The sequence below is a fragment of the Mycobacterium sp. 23 genome (assembly GCF_048287075.1).
Lineage (GTDB): Bacteria > Actinomycetota > Actinomycetes > Mycobacteriales > Mycobacteriaceae > Mycobacterium > Mycobacterium gordonae_B.
The window spans coordinates 3,858,654-3,878,963 of sequence record NZ_JBLVUX010000005.1 but is presented as its reverse complement, the minus strand read 5'-3'; the positions used below and the strand labels follow the sequence as shown (position 1 = coordinate 3,878,963).

At 65.7% G+C, this 20,310-nt stretch carries 19 protein-coding genes; 15 read left to right on the top strand and 4 right to left on the bottom strand.

Going from position 1 to position 20,310, the window contains the following annotated elements:
• Nucleotides 1-64 precede the first annotated feature (64 nt).
• The 7 genes from ACNQS7_RS19165 to ACNQS7_RS19135 all read left to right on the top strand — a co-directional run bounded on the left by ACNQS7_RS19165 (nt 65) and on the right by ACNQS7_RS19135 (nt 6,512).
• Nucleotides 65-892 (top strand): MaoC/PaaZ C-terminal domain-containing protein, encoded by an 828-nt coding sequence (locus ACNQS7_RS19165; protein ID WP_418013780.1) that lies wholly within the window; start codon nt 65-67, stop codon nt 890-892.
• Nucleotides 892-1,521, top strand: a complete 630-nt coding sequence (locus ACNQS7_RS19160) for a TetR/AcrR family transcriptional regulator (protein WP_418013779.1) — start codon at nt 892-894, stop codon at nt 1,519-1,521. Before ACNQS7_RS19165 ends, ACNQS7_RS19160 begins: the two co-directional genes overlap by 1 nt.
• Nucleotides 1,511-2,260, top strand: coding sequence for an SDR family NAD(P)-dependent oxidoreductase (locus ACNQS7_RS19155; RefSeq protein ID WP_418013778.1), 750 nt, complete (start codon nt 1,511-1,513; stop codon nt 2,258-2,260). Before ACNQS7_RS19160 ends, ACNQS7_RS19155 begins: the two co-directional genes overlap by 11 nt.
• Nucleotides 2,261-2,332: 72 nt before the next feature.
• Complete coding sequence (locus ACNQS7_RS19150; protein ID WP_418013777.1) at nt 2,333-3,100, top strand: enoyl-CoA hydratase-related protein; 768 nt, start codon at nt 2,333-2,335, stop codon at nt 3,098-3,100.
• Nucleotides 3,101-3,107: 7 nt separating this feature from the next.
• Nucleotides 3,108-4,733, top strand: a complete 1,626-nt coding sequence (locus ACNQS7_RS19145; RefSeq protein ID WP_418013776.1) for a class I adenylate-forming enzyme family protein — start codon at nt 3,108-3,110, stop codon at nt 4,731-4,733.
• The gene (locus ACNQS7_RS19140) at nt 4,730-5,383 is read left to right on the top strand and encodes a nuclear transport factor 2 family protein (protein WP_418013775.1); all 654 of its coding nucleotides are present in this window, start codon (nt 4,730-4,732) and stop codon (nt 5,381-5,383) included. Before ACNQS7_RS19145 ends, ACNQS7_RS19140 begins: the two co-directional genes overlap by 4 nt.
• A gap of 1 nt (nt 5,384) precedes the next feature.
• Entirely contained in the window at nt 5,385-6,512 is a 1,128-nt protein-coding gene (locus tag ACNQS7_RS19135) for an acyl-CoA dehydrogenase family protein (RefSeq protein ID WP_418013774.1), read from the top strand.
• A 3-nt stretch (nt 6,513-6,515) separates the two neighbouring features.
• Here ACNQS7_RS19135 and ACNQS7_RS19130 read toward each other — a convergent pair whose 3' ends face one another.
• Nucleotides 6,516-7,325 carry an SDR family NAD(P)-dependent oxidoreductase gene (locus tag ACNQS7_RS19130; RefSeq protein WP_418013773.1) on the bottom strand — a complete coding sequence of 270 codons (810 nt, stop codon included), beginning with the start codon at nt 7,323-7,325 and terminating at the stop codon, nt 6,516-6,518.
• Nucleotides 7,326-7,422: 97 nt separating this feature from the next.
• Between ACNQS7_RS19130 and ACNQS7_RS19125 the strand changes: the two genes are divergently transcribed.
• Together ACNQS7_RS19125 and ACNQS7_RS19120 are read left to right on the top strand one after the other, a co-directional pair.
• Nucleotides 7,423-8,187, top strand: a complete 765-nt coding sequence (locus ACNQS7_RS19125; RefSeq protein ID WP_418013772.1) for an SDR family NAD(P)-dependent oxidoreductase — start codon at nt 7,423-7,425, stop codon at nt 8,185-8,187.
• Nucleotides 8,188-8,191: 4 nt separating this feature from the next.
• Nucleotides 8,192-9,460 (top strand): DUF427 domain-containing protein, encoded by a 1,269-nt coding sequence (locus tag ACNQS7_RS19120; RefSeq protein ID WP_418013771.1) that lies wholly within the window; start codon nt 8,192-8,194, stop codon nt 9,458-9,460.
• 3 nt (nt 9,461-9,463) lie between these two features.
• Here ACNQS7_RS19120 and ACNQS7_RS19115 read toward each other — a convergent pair whose 3' ends face one another.
• Together ACNQS7_RS19115 and ACNQS7_RS19110 are read right to left on the bottom strand one after the other, a co-directional pair.
• Complete coding sequence (locus ACNQS7_RS19115; protein ID WP_418013770.1) at nt 9,464-10,075, bottom strand: TetR/AcrR family transcriptional regulator; 612 nt, start codon at nt 10,073-10,075, stop codon at nt 9,464-9,466.
• Nucleotides 10,076-10,145: 70 nt separating this feature from the next.
• On the bottom strand, nt 10,146-11,636 hold the full coding sequence (locus ACNQS7_RS19110) for an aldehyde dehydrogenase family protein (RefSeq protein ID WP_418013769.1): 1,491 nt from the start codon (nt 11,634-11,636) through the stop codon (nt 10,146-10,148).
• Between the two features lie 99 nt (nt 11,637-11,735).
• Here ACNQS7_RS19110 and ACNQS7_RS19105 point away from each other — a divergent pair, with 99 nt between their 5' ends.
• The 3 genes from ACNQS7_RS19105 to ACNQS7_RS19095 all read left to right on the top strand — a co-directional run bounded on the left by ACNQS7_RS19105 (nt 11,736) and on the right by ACNQS7_RS19095 (nt 14,097).
• Nucleotides 11,736-12,509, top strand: coding sequence for an SDR family NAD(P)-dependent oxidoreductase (locus tag ACNQS7_RS19105; protein WP_418013768.1), 774 nt, complete (start codon nt 11,736-11,738; stop codon nt 12,507-12,509).
• Nucleotides 12,510-12,628: 119 nt separating this feature from the next.
• A complete protein-coding gene (locus tag ACNQS7_RS19100; RefSeq protein ID WP_418013767.1) occupies nt 12,629-12,922 on the top strand; it encodes a Zn-ribbon domain-containing OB-fold protein in 294 nt (97 codons plus the stop codon).
• 11 nt (nt 12,923-12,933) lie between these two features.
• A complete protein-coding gene (locus ACNQS7_RS19095) occupies nt 12,934-14,097 on the top strand; it encodes a thiolase family protein (protein ID WP_418013766.1) in 1,164 nt (387 codons plus the stop codon).
• 22 nt (nt 14,098-14,119) lie between these two features.
• On the opposite strand, the gene ACNQS7_RS19090 is transcribed toward ACNQS7_RS19095, so the two are convergent.
• Nucleotides 14,120-14,905 carry an SDR family NAD(P)-dependent oxidoreductase gene (locus tag ACNQS7_RS19090; protein ID WP_418013765.1) on the bottom strand — a complete coding sequence of 262 codons (786 nt, stop codon included), beginning with the start codon at nt 14,903-14,905 and terminating at the stop codon, nt 14,120-14,122.
• 85 nt (nt 14,906-14,990) lie between these two features.
• Between ACNQS7_RS19090 and fdh the strand changes: the two genes are divergently transcribed.
• From fdh to nrfD, 3 genes are read left to right on the top strand one after another with little or no spacing between them, the layout of a single operon-like run.
• Complete coding sequence (gene fdh / locus ACNQS7_RS19085; protein ID WP_418013764.1) at nt 14,991-18,281, top strand: formate dehydrogenase; 3,291 nt, start codon at nt 14,991-14,993, stop codon at nt 18,279-18,281.
• A complete protein-coding gene (locus ACNQS7_RS19080) occupies nt 18,281-19,243 on the top strand; it encodes a 4Fe-4S dicluster domain-containing protein (RefSeq protein WP_055575923.1) in 963 nt (320 codons plus the stop codon). Before fdh ends, ACNQS7_RS19080 begins: the two co-directional genes overlap by 1 nt.
• Nucleotides 19,240-20,304, top strand: coding sequence for an NrfD/PsrC family molybdoenzyme membrane anchor subunit (nrfD, locus tag ACNQS7_RS19075; RefSeq protein ID WP_418013763.1), 1,065 nt, complete (start codon nt 19,240-19,242; stop codon nt 20,302-20,304). Before ACNQS7_RS19080 ends, nrfD begins: the two co-directional genes overlap by 4 nt.
• The last annotated feature ends 6 nt before the right edge of the window (nt 20,305-20,310 follow it).

The window sequence follows — 20,310 nt, the reverse complement described above, 5'->3', positions numbered from 1 at the left end:
TTACTGCCAATATATTGCACGATTGAACACAAAGCGTCAAACCGTTCATCGAAGGAGGTCGTGCGTGAGTCTGTCCGACGCGGTCGTCGGTACCCCGATGACCCCGGCGACCTTTCGGTGGGATGAAACGGACGTCATCCTCTATGCGCTGGGTGTCGGTGCCCGGCCCCCCACCGACCTCCCGTTACTCAATGAAGCGTGCGGGCCGCAGGTGCTGCCGACCTTCGCGCTCGTCGCGAACTGGTGGGCGGTCAAGGACCTGCGCAGCGCGCTCGACCTGGGTACGTTTCCGATTGTGCACGCCGCGCAGTCCCTTGACCTGCACCGGCCGATCGCGACCCGCGGGGAGTTGTCCGTGCGCGCCGAGGTCTCGGCGGTCTGGGACAAGGGCAAGCACGCCGCCGTGGAACTCACGAGTCGAGGCACTGACGCCGACGGGCCGGTCTTCGTTGCTCGGTCACAGACGATGGTGTTGGGGGCGGGGGGTTTCGGCGGGGATCGCGGACCGGCCGCGGACCCTGATCCCGACACCGAACCCGATGCGCTGTGTGAAGACGTGGTCCGGCCGGAGCAGGCCGCGATCTACCGGTTGTCCGGTGACCGCAACCAACTGCACATCGATCCGGCGGCTGCCCGCAAGTACGGCTTCGACGACGTCTTCCTCCACGGACTGTGCACGCTCGGATTCGCAGCACGGGCTTTGATCAACGAGTTCGGGCACGGAAACCCAGCCGCGTTGACGTCATTGGGCTGTCGGTTCGCCAAGCCGGTGCGCCTTGACGCCGCGGTGCGCACCGAGATGTGGCGATCGGGAGAATCAGTGCGATTCCGAATGCTGCAAGGCGATGTGCTGGCGCTGAGTTCGGGCTTTGCATCGGTGTCGGGAGGTTGATGGTGGATCAACGGCGGGCCCGGGGACAGCGCAACAGGCAAGCGCTCATCCACGCTGCGATCGACCTGTTCAGCGATCGCGGTTACGAAGCGACGACTATCGAACAGATCTCGGCCGCGGCCGGAGTGGCGCCGCGGACGTTCTTTCACCACTTCGCCACCAAGGACGACATCCTGTTCGACGGATACGCCGACCGGCTCGCGGAGGCCACCAGGCGGTTCCGGGCGGCCCACTCCGATTCACTGGCCGAAGCTCTCGCCGAGGCGTCATCGGCGGTGGCACAGGCGATCACCGAACAGCCGGAACTGTTCGTGGCGCGCGCGCGGCTGTACCAGAGGGTGCCGGCGCTACGGGCGACGATGCTCCGGATCAATGAGGACTGGATCGACCAACTCACCGCGGAGGTCGCACGCTGGTTGGGGTGCGAGGGCGGGAATGACCTCCGGCCGCGCCTTGCCGCGACATTGCTCAACGGGGCCAACCGCGCCGCCATCGATGTGTGGGTCGGCGGCGGCGGTCAAGGCGACCTGCCCGGCCTGATTGCCGAATCGGTTCAGTTGGTGCGGCCGGCGATCTGCGCAATCGAGCAGGCCGGCACCGCCGCCGCGGAGAGTCAACGTGCCGGCTGAATCACGTCCACTGGCGATCGTCACCGGAGGGGCGCGGGGGATCGGTGAGGCCATCGTCGACGCGTTGGTGGCCGCCGGACACCGGGTGGCCGCTGTCGACATCAACGCAAAAGCCCTTGAGCGGATTCGCGCTTCGGAGTATGCGCGATCGGGACACCTCATCCCCGTGCAGCTGTCGATCACCGAGCGTGCAGCGGTGGAGACGGCGGTGCGCGACCTTACCGACCGTCACGGGCCCATCTGTGCGCTGGTCAACAATGCCGGGATGACCTTGCCCGCAACATTTTTGGATCAGACCGACGATGACTGGGATCAGATCGTGGAGGTCAATCTCAAGGGCACGTTCGTGGTGTCGCAAGTCGTGGCCCGTTCAATGGTGACCGCGGGTGGCGGTTCGATCGTCAACGTGAGTTCGGTATCGGCGCACGGGGTGCGTACCGGACCGCCCGCATACGCCGCCGCCAAGTCGGGAGTCGAGGGGCTGAGCAGGCTGATGGCCGTGCAACTGGGCGAGCACGGTGTCCGGGTCAACACGGTGGTGGTCGGTACGACCGCGACTCCCTGGCTGCTGTCGCGCAAGAGTGAGGCGGAACTTGACCGGATGCGCGCGACGACCCTGACCGGCCAGCTCGGCGAACCCTCAGACGTTGCGGCCACGGTCGCGTTCCTGTGCTCACCGCAGGCCAAACACGTCACCGGTCAGCTTATTTCGGTCTCGGGTGGCCAGTGGATACCGTGAAGCGATCAATAGGACAATGAGACAGAGATTGATATGCTGTTTAGCTGTCGCAGTTCAGTGCCGGGAGATGTCGTGGAGTTGAAGAGAATACTGTTCGAGGTCAGTGAGCAGATCGCGACTATCACGATCAACCGTCCGGACCGGCTCAACGCCACCGACGATCTCACCCGTACCGAGCTGGGTATGGCCTGGGCGCAGGTCCGCGACGATCCGAACATCCGGGTAGCCATCATCACCGGTGCCGGTGACCGCGCATTCTCGGCCGGCCAAGACATCCAAGCCACCGCCGCGAACGGCATCCGGAACAAAGTGCCGGGCTCCCGTTTGCACCACAATGTGTGGAAGCCGGTCATATGTGCCTTGAATGGCATGGTGGTCGGTGGCGGCCTGCATCAGGTGGCGGACGCGGACCTGATCATCGCGGCCGAACATGCCGAGCTGATCGACACCCACCTGCGGGTCGGCAACGTCTTCGCCCTCGAGCCGGCGGTACTGCTGCGCAGGATGCCGCTGTCGATGGTGATGCAGCTCGCGCTGATGACCAAGCAGGGTCGCATCAGCGCGCAGCGGGCCTTCGAGATCGGTTTGGTCAACGAGGTCGTACCGGCAGATCAGCTGCACCGGCGCGCACGAGAGATCGCGCTGGAGATCACCAAGCTCTCACCGGCCACCGTCCAGGCTTCCATCAAGGCGATGTGGACCAGTCTGGACGTCGGCCTGCGCGCGGCCAATGACGTCGCGTACCGGTACGTGCTGCAACACCAGTTGACCCACCCCGACTACCGGGAGGGAATGGTCGCGTTCGCCGAGAAGCGCGAACCTCGCTGGGTGGTGGAGTAGCGCTGAAATGACAGAACCGGCAAGGGTTTTCAGCTACGACGCGTTACCGTACCCACCAGTTGCTCCGGCGATGCTGGCCCACCTGACCACCGCGTACGGCGACAACGACTTCATTGTCACCGCGGTCGGCGGCGGTCGCACCGAACGGATTACCTACGCGCAGGCTGAAATCCGATCGGCCGAGATGGCACGCCGGCTGCTCGCAGCCGGAGTCACCAAGGGCGTCCGGGTGGGCATACTCGCGCCCAACGGGCCCGATTTCGCGGTCGCGCTTCTCGCCGTCACTCGAATCGGCGCCATTGCGGTGCCGATCAACACGTTCTTTCAGCCCCCGGAGCTCGGTTGGCTGCTGCGCGATGCCGACGTCCACACCCTGCTGGTGGCGGACCCAATCCTCGGCAAGGACGTGCTTTCCCGATTCGTCGAGGCAGCCGGCAGTGCGGTGCTGCCCAACGAACGACTGCCGCACCTGCGCAATGTCTTTCCGCTGGCCCGCAGTGCGAAGAGCTGGCCGAGCCGGTGGCCTGAACCGGCCGTCGAAAGGCTGCTGCGCGCAGCTGAGTCGACCGTGCGCCCCTCCGATGACCTGGTCATCATCTACACCTCGGGTAGCACGTCGGACCCCAAAGGGATCATCCACACACACGCCACCGCGATCACCCACTCCCGATTTATTGCGACGCAGCACGAGTGGCAGCCGTGGGACCGGGTTTACATTCCGATGGCGTTCTTCTGGGTCGGTGGTCTGATCTTCGGCTTGCTCGGGCCGATGCAGACCGGTGTCGCGATCCTGACCGAGCACAAGTTCGACGCCGGAGGCGTGCTGCGCATGCTTGAGTCCGAAGGAGCGACTTACGCAACGGGTTTTCCCCACATCGGACCGGCTTTGGCGAACCACCCGGACTTCGCGACGACCGACCTTTCCACCCTGCGCGGAGGCTACCATCAGGTGCTGTTGCCGCCCGAGTTGCGTGCCGACGACCCATCGCTACGGGTGACCCAGTTGGGGATGACCGAAACGTGCAGTTCGCACACCTGGTGGCCACCGCATGAGCCCGTGCCCGCCGGGAAGCGCGGTTCGCTCGGCGTGTCCGCGCCGGGCTATCAGCACAAGGTCGTGGACGACTCCGGCGCCGAGGTGCCGAACGGCACCGTGGGCGAGATCTGCGTGCGCGGCGCGGCCATGATGCGCGGGATGGTCGGTCGCCAAAATGCCGAACTATTTGATCCCGACGGTTGGTACCACACCGGGGACGCCGGATATCGCGACGAGGACGGACATCTGTACTTCACCGGCCGCACCGACGACATGATCAAGACCGCGGGTGCCAACGTCGCGCCGATCGAGGTGGAGGCAGTGATCAGCCGCGTGGACGCGGTCCGGATCGGCTATGTCGTCGGAGTTCCCGACCCGGATAAAGGCGCGCTCGTCTGCGGAGTAGTCGTATGCAACGAGGGCCAGCAGGTGACGTCACGGGATTTGGTCGGCGCGTGCCGAAAACAGCTGGCCGCCTACAAAATCCCCAAACGATGGGTGATTCTGCCGGATGCCGACCGGCTGCCCTACACCACTACCAACAAGATCGACAAGAAGCTGCTGATAGATCTGCTCGCGTCGGGGTCGCTGGCATGACGGGCGATGTGGGGGACTTGGCAAGGCGGATCGCGCGACTGGAGGCGCTCGACGAAATCAGGCAACTGGCATCGAAATATGCTGTCGCGCTGGACATGCGTGACTTCGACGCCCTGGTGAACCTGTTCGTCGACGATGTCGGTGTTCCCGGCGGAAAGCACGGCCGGGCGGCGATGCGCGAGTGGTACGACACGCAGATCAGGCAGGTGTTGCTGGGCAGTGCGCACGGCATTCTCGGCCACATCATCGACGTGCATGATGCGGACCGGGCCACCGGACTCGTCTACTCTCGCAACGACCTGGAGACCGAGTCGACGTGGGTCATCGAGCTGTTGGCGTATCTCGACAGCTATGAGCGGAGAGAGGGGCGCTGGTACTTCGCGCGACGTACACCCTTGTTCTGGTATCAGAGCGACATCACCGACCCGCCGCTGGGTCCCCAGAAGTTGCGCTGGCCGGAATCTCCCTGGCAAGAAGGCGCTTTCCACGATGCCTTCCCCTCATGGCAGGAATTCTGGGACGCCGAGCCCGGTCGCTTCGATGCGCCGGTGCCCCCTCCTGCCGCCGTCGGGACATGGCTGAGCACGCTACGCCGAGGTAGCGCCGCGCCACGGGTGAATCCAACCGGGCGTGCCGCATCGGAGGCTTGATATGTCCAGCGATGCAACAGGTTTAACTTTCACCGAGGAACAGGATGAGCTGCGCCGGACCGTGCGTTCCTTTGTGGAAAGCAAGGCCGGCGAGGACGCCGTGCGCCGGCAGCTGGATTCCACATCGGGTTACGACCCGGCGGTGTGGCGTCAGCTGTCGGGTCAACTCGGGCTGGCGGGGCTGGCCATTCCCGAAGGCTATGGCGGGCAGGGCTATTCATTCGTCGAGCTTGGGATCGTCGTCGAGGAGATGGGCAGGACGCTCTGCCCCGCCCCATTTTTCGCATCGGCTGTACTGGCTGCGAACCTCGTCCTGCATTCCGGCGACGAGGTCGCCCGAGAGAGGTATCTTCCGGGCATCGCGTCCGGCGGCAGCATCGCTACCGTGGCGATCACCGAAGAATCCGGTCGCTGGTCGGATGACGCCATCCACGCAACCGCGCGCGAAGTCGGCGGCGGATGGGTACTGGACGGAGTAAAGACATTCGTGCTCGATGGCTGCGCTGCTGACGTCGTGTTCGTCGCGGCTCGCACCGGCGCCGGACTTTCGTTGTTCGCTGTGGACCAGCTCGAGGGGATTTCTCGTCGGAACTTGTCCACTCTGGATCCGACGCGCAAATCGGCACGCGTTGCATTCGAGGTCACACCGGCGACATTGATCGGCGAGGAGGGACGGGCGTGGCCGGTGCTGACGCGGGTGTTGGCGCTTGGCTGTGCCGCACTGGCAGTGGAACAGGTTGGCGGCGCGCAGCGTTGCCTGGAGTTGGCAGTCGACTATGCGAAGGTTCGTCGGCAGTTCGGTAGGCCGATCGGATCGTTTCAGGCGATCCGCCACAAGTGTGCCGACGTCATGCTGAATGTCGAATGTGCACGCGGCGCATCGTATTACGCCATTCGCGCGGCGGCGGAGCTGTCCGACGAATTGCCGGCGATCGCCTCGCTGGCCAAGGCCTGCAGCTCGGATGCGTATGCGCGCGCGGCCGCGGCCAACATCCAGATCCATGGGGGCATCGGTTTCACCTGGGAACATCCGGCCCATCTCTATTACAAGCGCGCCAAATCCTCGGGGCACCTGTTGGGCGACGCCGCCTTTCACCGTTCACGGCTCGCGGACTGGGTCGGCATCTGAGGCTCAGAAGTCGGTGCCCCCGTCGATGTTGATGGTCGCGCCCGTCATGAAGCCCGCCCGGTCGCCGAGCAGAAATGCGATCAACTCGCCGGCTTCGGTCGGTCGACCGCCGCGGCCCAGCGCCACCCGCATGTTCCAGTCAGGATTGCTGGCAAGGTGCGTATAGATCGCATCGTGCAGTGGCACATCGTATTCGGCGGCGCGTTGGGCTCGGATGAAGTCATTCACCTCGGTATCGAATAAGCCTGGGCACACCGTGTTGACCCGGATCCCCTCTGAACCATGTGTTTTCGCCAAGATCTTGGATAAGGTCAACACCGCGGCTTTCAGCGCGTTGTACGGCGGAATGAGAACCTTCGGTGCGCGGACCGAGTACGCGGCGGTTGTGACGATCGTCCCCCCGCCGTTTCGCCGCAGGTGCGGAATGATTGCGCGGCAGGCACGTACGGTGCCCATCAAGATCAATTGGTAATACCAGTCCCAGGAGTCGTCGCCATGCTCGAGGAAAGGGCCCTGCTGGTTCATCGGTCCCGCGGTGACGGCCAGACCACGCAGCGGTCCCAGCTCTGCGGCGGCCCGGTCGATGGCGCGGTCCATGCCGTCGCCGGGTGCGGCGGCGTCAACCGCGATCCCGATCGCGCGCACCCCATGCTGGGACACCAGTCGCGCGGCACGGTCGCCGGCCCGCTCGCCGTCGCGGGCCAACAGGGCTACGTTGGCCCCGTTCGCGGCCAGTTGTTCGGCGGCGGCGAAACCCATTCCGGTGCTCCCGCCCACGAGAACGAAGTTCCGCCCCGCTATGCCCAGGTCCACGTCACTGCCCCTCAGGTGAATCAAACCAGGTAGAGTCAATCAGACAATATATGTACTACTGTCGCATACCGGGATCTGTCTGAAGGACGAGGCGTCGATGGGTGAGCGAACGTTGGCGGGTAAGCGCGTCGCCGTGGTCGGCGCTTCGGCGGGCATCGGCCGGGCTTTCGCGGTGCGGGCCGGAAAGGAAGGCGCGGACCTGCTTGCCACGGCGCGTCGACAGGATCGGCTGGATGAGGTGGTCGCCGAGGCGGGTTGTGGCACCGCGGTACGGGGCGATGTGCGCAAACCACAGGATTGCGCCAACATCTCCGACGCGGCCCGTGACCGACTTGGTGCCGTCGACCTGCTGTTCATCTCGGTCGGCTACGCGCCGTTACGGATGTTCGCCGACACCTCTGCCGACGACTGGTTCGACGTGATGCAGACCAATGTGGTGAGTGTGCACCAGGTGATCAGATCCTTCCTCCCTGTGCTGGCGCCGGGCGCGATCGTCAGCGCGTTGTCCTCTGAAACCGTGGGACAGCCGCGGACTGCCCTGGGTGCTTACTCGTCCAGCAAGGCCGCGCTGTCGGAGAGCCTCAACGCCTGGCGCACTGAGCATCCCGATTTCCGTTTCTGTTGCGTCACCGTCGGCGGTACGGTGCCGACCGAGTTCACCGCGGCGTTTGATCCGGATCTGCTCGGAGTCGTCGTGCAGGATTGGATCGCACGCGGCCTGCTGCAGGAGACGCTGATGTCACCCGACGATGTGGCTGATGTCCTGGTGGGGATTTTCGCCAGCGCATCCAACTTCCCTCAGGTAGGGCTCGAACAGTTGGTCGTTCGACCGCCGTCGTCGATGCGTGCGCTGGGTGTCTGAGCCGATGCAAGTCCGGTCCGCATGGCCTGACCATCCCGACTACCGGATTGCGGCCACGCCCTGCCCATTTCGTGCGCAGGTGTGGCTCGGGGAAGTGCTTCTTGCCGAGAGTAACCGTTGCTTGGTGGTCACCGAGACCGATCATGAAGACCGGCTCTACTTTCCCGAATCTGACGTGCGGTGGCAGCTCTTCACGCAGTCGGAGCACACCACCGTATGCCCCTTCAAAGGGGAGGCGAGTTACTGGTCGCTGGCCGATCCTGTTGTTCGGGACGTTGTATGGACCTACCGCAGCCCGCTGCCCGAAGTAGCCGCGATCGCCGGGCATGTGAGCTTCTACCACGAGGTACTGCGAGTGGTAGTTCTCGAGGACTGGCCCGACGGGTCAGCCGTCGTAACCTCTTTTCCTCTGTGGGGAGACGCGGCCGAGCTCTGCCGGCTCATGGATGTCGAACAGGTGGACGCGGGGCGATTTGTCGGCCCGGCCCACGGGCCGACCCGACGTAACGTCGTCGAAGGTGGCCAACTGCTGGGCGAGGCAATCATTGCGGTGGCCAAAACCTTTCCCGGCCAACGAATCACATCGGCATCCATGATCTTCGCAAAGGCCGCTTCGTTCGATGCACCGGTTGATCTGGCCGTCGAAGTCCTGCGGCGGGGCAGAACTTTCTCCTCCGCGCAGGTGCGCGTCAGCCAGCATGGCGTGTTGCGCAGTGGTGGAGTCGTGCTGGCGGACTCGGGGGCCGACGATGTAATGCGAGACGTGCAGCGCATGCCGGACGTGCCCGGACCCGATGAAGCGGTCCCCTTCTCAGGCTTCGGTATGACCGGCCGTGAGATCAGAGTGGTCGACGGCGCCTACGACCCGGACCCCGATCGGGTGGGACCGCCGGAGATCGATGTGTGGATGCGCTTCAGGGATGCTCCCGGCGATTCACGGTTGGCGGCGGCCCTCCTTGCCCAGTCCACTACGCATTGGACTATCGCCGCGGGCATGCTGCCGCACCCAGGTCTGGGCGAGGCCCGCGCTCACGTGACGTTGTCGACGGGAATCATGCAGGCCACCATCGCCTTCCACGACGACGTCGATGTCACCGAGTGGTTGTTGTACACGAATCGCGCTATCTGGTCAGGTCGGGGCCAGGTGCAAGGCGACGGCCGCGTCTTCAGCCGTGATGGCCGGCTCGCGGCGTCCTACACAATCCAGGCAATGGTGCGGGAGTTCGCTGCGGAACCGGCGGCTATGGGTCATGACAGCCGGACAGCTATGTGAGGCTCAACGAAGCCCGTTGATGGCGAATTTCTCCACGTACTTTCGGACGGTCTCGGGTTTGGTCATGTCAAAACTGAGGCCCTGGTTGACGGTTGAGAACGAGTACACGATGCGGGCCAGCCATTCGCTGGCAGCCGTCACGTCGACCCCGGCGCCCACCTCACCACGCTTTTGCGCGTCGCGCACATAGGGCTCGAGAAACTTCGTGGACCGCCGGACCGCGGTGTCGCCGTCAGAGATCATGTGGCGCATCAGTTCAGCATCGTCAGCCATCAGCCGGTTGCGGGTGCGGTGGTCGAGCAAGATGTTCGCGTGCGTTTCGGCCATCGCACCGAGCTGTTCGGCCAGGGTGGGCTTGCCGGCCATCGCGGCGGCGACCGCCCGATAGAACCGTTGCGCCCCATGCTCGATCGCGGCCTCGATGAGCACATCGCGATCGACGAAGTACCGATACACCGTGCCCCGCGACACCTTGGCCATCCGCGCTACGTCCTGGACGCTGGTGCGCTGAATGCCCAACTGTGTGAAGCACTCATTGGCGGCGTCGAGAATCTGTTCACGCCGGTCGAATTCGTCTGCGCTCTCCACCTCACCAGCGACTCGCTCAGTCGACATTCCACTCCTCCGCGCGATAGTCCCGGCTAATTATGCTACGTGACAGTTTCTGTCGCGCTGTTGCAGCGACTCAGCCGAGGAACGTTGTCTTCGTGTCCAGATACTCCAAGATGCCCGCCCGGCCGTTCTCACGGCCGATGCCGGACTGCTTCACCCCGCCGAACGGAATATGTGGTTGCAAGGTCCAGCAGTTGACCCCCACGTTGCCGGCCCGAAGGGCCCGGCTGAGCCGAATCGCCCGCCCCACATCTTTGGTGTAGACGGCCGCTGCCAGGCCGTATGGGTTGTCGTTGGCCAGTCGAACCGCTTCGTCCTCGTCGTCGAATGGTATGACGCACAGAACAGGCCCGAAAATCTCTTCGCGCGCCACTGTCGCTGAGTTGTCGACGTCGACCAGAAGCGTAGGCGCAATGAAATTGCCCGTCGCGGGTCCCCCTTCGGGCCGGCCGCCGCCAACGGCGAGTCGCGCTCCCTCACGGAGCGCGGCTTCGATGCGGTCCAGCACCCGATCCCTGTGCTGCGGGCTGATCATCGGGGCGGCCGTCACGCCCGGGTCGAACGGGTCGCCGAACGTTGCGGCGGCAGCGAACCCCGTTATGGAGTTCACAACCTCCTCGTAGACGTCCCGGTGCGCGAGGATGCGCGACTGACATACACATACCTGCCCGGACAAACCCAGAAATGCGTTCCCGGCGGCGATTCCGACGGCCATCCCGACATCGGCGTCCGGGAAGATCAGTGCCGGGCTCTTGCCGCCCAACTCGAGTGACACCCGGCCGATGCGGGCACCAACAGCCGACGCGATGCCGGCGCCCACGGTCCTGCTGCCGGTGAACGACACCTTGTCTACCCGCGCGTCCCCGACCAGCGCGGTACCCACCGGGTCACCGGGCCCGGTCACGAGGTTGAACGTCCCGGGGGGTATGTCCGCCTCGGCGATCAACTCCGCAAGCCGCAGGCTGACCAGCGGGGACAGCTCGGAAGGCTTGGCCACCACCGTGCAGCCCGCCGCCAGGGCGGGCGCCACCTTCTGGGCGAACAGGCTCATCGGCGCGTTCCACGGCGTGATCACCGCCGCCACGCCCACGGGTTCGTAGGTGCTGTAGCTGACTGGCTGGCTCGGGTCCCACTGCGGATAGGTCTCACCGGTGACCTTGTCGACCCAGCCAGCGTATGAATCGAAGACGTCAGCCGGATACTCGGCACCCATCTGATAGAAGCCGACGAATGAGCTCGGCGTCGAATTATCCAGCGACAAGAGCGTATTCAGATTGTCGGCATCATCGCGGATGAGCTCGGCGATGCGCCGCACGATGCGGGCCCGTTCCCGGCCCGGCATTCGCGGCCACGGTCCGTCATCGAACGCAGCACGAGCGGCGGTCACCGCCTCGTCGACCGTGGATGCGTCGGCGACGGGGGTGTTGAAGACGCGTTCGCCGGTCGCCGGGTGGATGTGCGGAATCGGCTCGGCGGCCCCGTCGAACCAGGAACCGTTGACGAAGAGCCGGGCCGGCGGCAGGGTCGCCGTCGCCAGTTTGCTCGAGACCGAAATCGCCGCCACGCACTAAACAGTAGTACGTAATATGTCATACTGTTACACCAACTAGGTCATCGGCAACGTGGGGGAGTATTGGTGTCCCGCTTAGACGGCAGATACGCATTGATCACCGGTGGTGCGCAGGGGCTGGGCGGTGCGATCGCGCAGTCGCTGGCCAAGCTGGGCGCCCACGTCACGATCGTCGACCTGAATGAGGAAAAAGGCCGGGACCGTGCCGAGCAGATCAGCGGCGCAGGCGGACAGGCCGCGTTTGTGAAGGCGAACGTGGCTGACCGCGCGGCCATTGAGGCTGCCGTGCAGCAGGTCGCGCAGACGGCCGGCGGGCGCATCGATGTCATGGTCAATGCGGCACAGTTCTTTGCGATGCCGAAGGCACTGGAACTCGTCACGGAAAAGGATTGGGAGCTGTCGGAGGCCACCGGTCCCAAGGCGACCTTCCGCTTCATGCAGGTCGGCTTTCCCTTTTTGAAGGCCGCAGGACGGGCCTCGGTCATCAACTTCGTGTCGGGATCCGCGCTTGCCGGCATCGCTTACACAGCGCCCTATTCGGCGGCAAAGGGAGCGATCGCCGCACTCACGAAAGTCGCAGCCAACGAGTGGGCGCGCCACGGCATTCGCGTCAACGCCGTGTGCCCGTTTGCGTTGACCGACGTTCAGCGCAAGATGATCGGCACGGAATGGGACAACTACACCCGGACGGCGACGGCCTCGCCGATGAAACGCGGCGCCGACCCCGAGACCGAAATCGCGCCTGCGGTAGCGTTTTTGGCAAGTGATGAGGCGGCATTCGTCACCGGTACAGTGCTGCATATCGACGGTGGCATGACCGAGCTGTCAACCGTCGACTATTCGCAATCGCCGGGGGTCTTCGGTTGAGCCGGTTACCGGTCCCGGCCCTGACCGAGCTCAGTCGGCCATTCTGGACTTCCGGTGCGCAGGGCGTACTGCGTATGCAGCGCTGTAGCCGCTGTCAAAGGCTGTGTCACCCAACTGGATTGCGCTGCCCCCGGGACCACGGGATCCTGGAGTATGCCACGCTCAGTGGCCGGGCACGAGTGGAATCCTGGACCGTCAACCGCCACCAGTTCTTTCCCGGCTTCACGCCGCCGTATCTGATCGCTTTTGTCAACCCGGTCGAGGACGAAAGCGCCCGCCTGCTGACCAATCTGGTGAACATCGCTCCCGAGGATGTCGCAGCCGGATTGCCGGTGCGCGTCGTCTTCGAGCGGCGAACCGCGGACGACGGCGCCGATGAGGTCTTCGTCCCGCTTTTCGAGCCGGACCGCTGATGAGTGGTGCGTTGACTGACCGGGTCATTATCAGCGGCGTCGGACAATCCGCGATCGGCCGAAGGCTGGGCCGCGACGGGTTGGACCTCACCGTCGAAGCATGCCTGGCGGCAGTAGCCGATGCCGGCCTGACGCTTGCCGAGATCGATGGTTTGACGACATATCCGGGTGCATCCCAGCCCGGTGTCGGGTTCTCCGGCGCGTCCCTGCGGGACATCCATGACGCTCTGGGTATCAAGCCGAACTGGGTCGCGGGTGGCGTGGAGTCGCCGGGCCAGCTCGGGGCGGTGGTGGACGCCATGTTGGCGGTGGCCGGTGGGTTGGCCGATCATGTGCTGTGTTGGCGCAGCATCTGGGAAGGCACCGCGCAGGGGTCTGGGCGGCGCAAGGGTTATGGCTCGGGGATGGGCCGGCCGAGCGGCCTGCTGGGCTGGCAGTTGCCTTTTGGCGCAACCGCGGCGAACCTTGCCGGACTTCAGATCCGTGCGCGGATGTTGCGTTACGGGCTGACCCGTGAGCAATTGGCATCCGTCGCGATTGCCCAACGCGCGCACGCCGCTTTCAACCCCGCGGCCATCTACTCCGAACCGCTGGATCTGGAGACATATCTCGAGGCGCGAATGGTGTCCGATCCGTTGTGCATGCTCGACTGCGATATCGCCTGTGACGGAGCGACCGCGTTTGTCGTGTCGCGATCCGAACATGCCGCGCAGGTGGACCATCCGGCGGTGACCGTCGAGGCTCTCGACTGCGCGCATCACGATCGATTCACGTGGGAGGGCGGCGACGACATCACCCGGATCAGCTCACGGTGGTCCACCATTTGGGAGCGCACCGATTTCACCGCGGCGGACGTCGATGTGGCTTCGCTCTACGACGGGTTCAGCGTGTTCGTCTTGTGCTGGCTGGAGGACTTCGGTTTTTGCCCGGTTGGCGAATCGGGTTCGTGGATAGCCGATCCGGCGCGGATATCGCTGGGGGGTGAACTGCCGATCAACACCGCGGGAGGGCAGCTGTCCGGCGGCCGGCTGCACGGTTTCGGGCATCTCCATGAAGCGTGTCTGCAGATCCGTGGGGATGCCGGTGCGCGCCAGGTCGACGGAGCCGGGCTGGCCGCCGTCGGTGTGGGGGCAGCTAACAGCGGTACGACCGCGATGTTGCTGCGGCGGGCCTGAGCAGATCGACCGGCCTGGATCGTCAGCCCTGCATATAACCCCCGGCGTCAACGGGGATGGACTGGCCGGTGATGGTCCGGCTCTCGTCGCCGGCCAGGAACAACGCCAGATTTGCGACGTCGTCAGTGGACGAAATAGTCTTCAATGCAACGCTTCTCAGAGATCGCTCGCGGATCACGGCGCTATCCACCCCTTCCTCGCGTGCGATCCGTGCCACCCAGTTGCGGTACAGATCGGTGTCGATGCTGCCGGGCACGATGCAATTGCACCGGATGCCGTGTGGCCCGACCTCGAGTGCCACCGCCTTGGTGAAGGCGCGCAACGATGCCTTGGCGGTGACGTAGTGAGTCTTGCGGGCCATGCCCGCATAGGACGCCGTGGAGGAGAAATTGAGGATGACGCCAGACCGGCGCTGCAGCATCGACTGCAGCAGCACGTGTTTCGTGCACAGCATCGCGGCCGTGACGTCGATGGCGATGGTGGAGTTCCAGTTGTCGAGCGTCTGTTCCCACACCCACTTGTCCTGGCCCGGCGCGGCGGCGTTGTTGCACAGGACGTCAACGTGTCCGAATGTCTCCACCGCGCGGGACACCAGTGCTATCACGTCGTCTTCACTGGTGACGTCGGCGCGGACGGCGATGGCGTTCGGACCGGCTTCCGCTGCAGCCTCGCGCACCAGTTCCTCGCGCCGGGCCGCAAGCACGACCTTGGCTCCTTCCCTGGTGAAGATGGCGCCCATGGTTCGACCCAGACCGGCACTGGCACCGGTGATGATCGCCACCTTGCCCGCCAGGCGTCCTTCTATCACCGCTGCCCCTCACTGAACGCGGCCACCGTAGCCGGGCTCATCTGGCAGTCTCGCAGGCCCTGAGTTGACGCACTAGTCTTCGAGTATGGGACTCACCCGACTCTTCCTGGAATGGCCCGTCGTCCGGCAATTGCGGACCGGGGACGGACTTGGCCGCGGTCCGGCGGTGACCTCCAAGCACACCCGCGCCATCGCCCCGCGCACCACCACTGCTGACCGGGTGGTGCAGAGCGTCTGCCCCTATTGCGCGGTGGGCTGCGGGCAGAAGGTCTACGTCAAGGACGAGAAAGTCGTGCAGATCGAGGGTGACCCCGATTCGCCGATCTCCCGTGGCAGGCTGTGCCCGAAAGGGTCGGCGAGCGAGCAACTCGTCAACTCCCCGGGCCGGCAGCTGAAGGTGCTCTACCGCGCGCCCGGCGCCACCGAGTGGGAACCGCTGGAGCTCGACCGGGCGATCGACATGGTCGCCGACCGGTTCGTCGAAGCCCGCCGGCACGCCTGGCAGGACATCGACAAGCACGGCCACCCCCTGCGGCGCACCATGAAGATCGCCGCACTGGGCGGTGCGACGCTGGACAACGAAGAGAACTACATCATCAAGAAACTCTTCACCGCCGCGGGCGCCATCCAGATCGAGAACCAAGCCCGTATTTGACACTCCGCCACGGTTCCCGGTCTGGGAACCTCCTTTGGGCGCGGCGGCGCCACCCAATCACTGCAAGACATGGCCAATGCGGACTGCATCGTCATCCAGGGCTCCAACATGGCCGAGTGCCATCCAGTTGGATTCCAGTGGGTGGAAGAGGCTAAAGCCCGCGGCGCCAAGCTGATTCACGTCGACCCGCGCTTCACCCGCACCTCGGCCGTGTCGGACAAGCACATCCCGATCCGGGCCGGCTCCGATGTCGTACTACTCGGCGCGTTGATCAATTACGTGATCGCCCGGGACCTCTGGTTCAAGGAGTACGTACTGGCCTACACGAACGCGGCCACGCTGATCAACGAAAACTACCGCGACAGTGAGGATCTGGGCGGGCTGTTCTCCGGCTTCGACCCCGAGACCGGCCAGTACGACACCTCCACCTGGGCGTACGCGGGACAGGAGGACGAGCCCGACCCCGAACACGGGGCCAGCGCTTCGGCCCGCGCCGCCGGCGATGCGCACGGCAGCGGCGGCCCGCCCTTGCCGCATGCCCGCGTCCAGCGCGACGAGACCCTGCAGCACCCGCGGTCGGTGTTCCAGATCCTCAAGCGGCACTACGCGCGCTACACGCCGGAGCTGGTGCGCGACGTTTGCGGCATCAGCATCGAGGACTTCGACTACCTCGCCCGCGCCGTCACCGAGAATTCCGGGCGCGAGCGCACCACCTGTTTCGCGTACGCGGTGGGCTGGACCCAGCACACACTCGGAGCCCAATTCATCCGCACCGCAACGATTCTGCAGCTGTTGCTGGGCAACGTCGGACGCCCCGGCAGCGGCATCATGGCGCTGCGGGGCCACGCCACCATCCAGGGCTCCACCGACATCCCGACACTGTTCAACCTGTTGCCCGGCTATCTGTCGATGCCCAAGGCCGGCGTCCACGACACCTATCGGCAGTACATCGAGGCGGTCGGCCCGAAGAACCAGAAGGGTTTCTGGGCCGACGCCGACACCTATATGGTCAGCCTGCTCAAGGCCTGGTGGGGCGACGCCGCCCGGGAGGACAACGACTGGGCCTACGACTACCTGCCGCGGCTTTCCGGCCCACACGGCACCTATCAGACGGTCATGTCGATGCTCGAGGACGAGGTCGACGGGTACTTCCTGCTCGGCCAGAACCCGGCCGTCGGATCGGCGCACGGCCGCATGCAACGCATGGGCATGTCGCACCTGAAGTGGCTGGTGGTGCGTGACCTCAACATGATCGAGTCGGCCACGTTCTGGAAGGACGGGCCCGAGATCGCCTCCGGCGAGCTGAGGACGGAAGACATCCAGACCGAGGTGTTCTTCTTCCCGGCGGCCACCCATGTCGAGAAGTCCGGCTCCTTCACGCAGACCCAACGGCTGGTGCAGTGGCGGCATCAGGCGGTCCAGCCGCCCGGTGACTGCCAGAGCGAACTGCAGTTCTTCATCGAGCTCGGCAAGCGCATCCGGCAACGCCTGGCGGGGTCCACCGATGAGCGCGACCGCCCGTTGCTTGACCTGACCTGGGACTATCCCACCGACGAACACGGCGAACCGGACCCCACCGCGGTGCTGGCCGAGATCAGCGGGCGCTATCTGACCGGGCCGAAGGCGGACCAGCCGGTACCGGGTTACACCGAACTGGCCGCCGACGGATCGACGGCGTGCGGCTGCTGGATCTACTCGGGGGTGTACGCCGACGGCGTCAACCAGGCCGCCCGCCGGGCACCGCTCGGCGGCCCGAGTCCGAGCCAGTCGGAATGGGGCTGGGCCTGGCCAGCCGACCGGCGCATCCTCTACAACCGCGCCTCGGCCGATCCGGACGGCAAACCGTGGAGCGAGCGCAAGCGCTACATCTGGTGGGACCCTCAGCGGCGGCGCTGGGTCGGAGACGACGTACCCGACTTCCCGGTCGACCGCGCCCCGGACATTCGTCCCGATCCCGACGTCGGCGGGCCGGACGGGCTGGCCGGTGACGACCCGTTCATCATGCAGGCCGACGGCAAGGCCTGGCTGTTCGCGCCCAAGGGCCTCGTGGACGGGCCGCTGCCCACGCACTACGAACCGCAGGAATCGCCGGTGGCCAACGCGCTGTACCCGCAGCAGCAGAACCCGTCGCGAATCATGTTCCCGCGCAAGGACAATCTGTGGGCCCCCAGTGCCGGAGACCCGGGCAGCGACGTCTACCCGTACGTGTTCACCACCTATCGGCTCACCGAGCACCACACCGCGGGCGGCATGAGCCGCTGGCTGCCGTACCTCGCCGAGCTGCAGCCGGAGATGTTCTGCGAGGTCTCACCGGAGCTGGCCGCCGAACGCGGTCTCGAGCCGTACGGCTGGGCGACGATCGTCTCCCCGCGGGCGGCCATCGAGGCCAAGGTGCTCGTCACCGAGCGGATGAGGCCCCTGGTCATCGGCGGCCACACCATCCACCAGATCGGGCTGCCGTACCACTGGGGCGTGGGCAGTGACGCGGTGGTGAGCGGAGACGCTGCCAACGACCTGCTCGGGGTGGCGCTGGACCCGAATGTGCAGATCCAGGAGTCCAAGGCCGGTTCGTGTGACATCCGCCCGGGGCGGCGGCCGCAGGGTGAGGCGCTGCTGCGGCTCATCGAGGAGTACCAGTCGCGTGCGGGGGTAACCGTGGAGACGGACAATATCCGATTAACGACGACGTCCGAATTACCGATGCCGCAGCGGGAGGCTTGATGGCGCAGCTGGTCGAATCGACCGACCCCACTGACGACGCGGGTTGGCCGGATCGCAAGCCGCGTAAGGGCTTCTTCACCGACACCTCCATCTGCATCGGCTGCAAGGCGTGCGAGGTGGCCTGCAAGGAGTGGAACCGCAACCCACGCGACGGTGACCTGGAGATCCTCGGTTCGTCCTACGACAACACCGGCAGCCTGGGTGCCAGCACCTGGCGGCACGTCGCGTTCATCGAGCAGGGCCGTGACCGCATCGAGGAGGCCCGCGAATCAGGGCGTGCCCTGGTGAGCCTGGGCATGCCGTCCGTGGCCAGTGCCCCCGACACCACTCCGCCAGACACTCCGGAGTTCCGCTGGCTGATGGCCTCGGACGTGTGCAAGCACTGCACCCACGCCGGGTGCCTCGACGTCTGCCCGACGGGTGCGTTGTTCCGGACCGAATTCGGCACCGTCGTGGTGCAGGACGACGTCTGCAACGGGTGCGGCACCTGCGTGGCCGGGTGCCCGTTCGGAGTCGTCGAGCGGCGCAGCGACGGAACCTACGCCACGCCGGCCAAGCGGTCGGAGCGCCCGGAACACGGGTTCGTCACCGGCGTGGCGCAGAAATGCACGCTCTGTTACGACCGGCTCCTGGAAGACCAGACGCCGGCCTGCGCCCAGACCTGCCCGACCACGTCGATCAAGTTCGGCGACCACGACGATCTCGTCGCAGCCGCGCGTGAGCGGGTTGCCGCGTTGCATGCCCGCGGCATGACCGAGGCGCGCCTGTACGGCGCCAACGAGCACGACGGTGTCGGCGGCACCGGGTCGGTCTTCCTGCTCCTGGATGAGCCCGAGGTGTACGGGCTGCCGCCGGATCCGCGGGTCTGCACGGCGGATCTGATGACCATGTTCAAGCGGGCCGGGGTGGCCGCCGCCGGTATGTTCGCCGCGGGTGCACTGGCCTTTCTGCGGGCGCGATGAGCACCTCGGAGTACGACAGCCTGCGGCCGCCGTCGGGTGGGAAACGTCGTCGTCGTGGCGACGGGAAGCGCCGCCGCGATGAGTCATTGATGGTGCCGGACGCCGAATTCTCCTCCTATTACGGACGTCCGGTGGTCAAGCCGGCGCCGTGGGGTCACGAGGTCGGCGCCTATCTGTTCCTCGGTGGAGTGGCCGGCGGGTCCGGCTTGCTGGCAGCGGGCGCCCAGCTGACCGGGCGAAAGGTGTTGCGCCGCAACACCAGGCTGGCCGCTCTGGGCGCCGTGATGCTGGGGGCGGTGGCACTGGTCAAGGATCTGGGGCGACCCGAGCGCTTCGTCAACATGCTGCGCACCTTTAAGTTGACCTCGCCGATGAGCGTCGGCTCGTGGATCCTGAGCTTCTTCAGCGCAGGGATCGGGGTGGCCGCGGCGTCCGAGGTCGACCGGCTGACCGGCGAGCGGCTGCCGCTCGGTCCACTGCGGCCGGTGCTGCGCGCGATGGAGGGCCCGGCCGGCTTGGAGGCCGCGCTGTTCGCGCCGCCGCTGGCGGTGTACACCGCGGTGTTGTTGTCCGACACCGCAACCCCGACGTGGAACGCGGCGTATAAAGACCTGCCGTTCGTCTTCGTCAGCTCGGCGAGCCTGGCCGCATCGGGATTGGCGATGATCACCACGCCGGTCGCCGAAGCCGTGCCCGCCCGCAGGCTGGCGGTCATCGGCGCCGTGGGTGATCTGATCTCCGCCAGGATCACCGAATACCGGATGGACCCGGTGACCAGGGAGCCGCTCCACCACGGCACCCCCGGCCGGTTGCTGCAGGCGAGTGAAATACTGGCTGCCGCGGGAGGTTTGGGTGCTCTGCTGGGTGGGGGTCGCCGCGACGTCGCCGTCTTGTCCGGCCTGTCATTGCTGACGGCGTCAGCGATGCTGCGGTTCGGGTTTTTTGAAGCGGGTAAGGAATCCGCGCGCGATCCCCGCTACACGATCGAGCCGCAGAAGCGCAGGCTGGCCGCGCGCCGGGCGGCCGGGATCACCGACGACTCGATCACTAGTGCCGGTTGAAGCCGG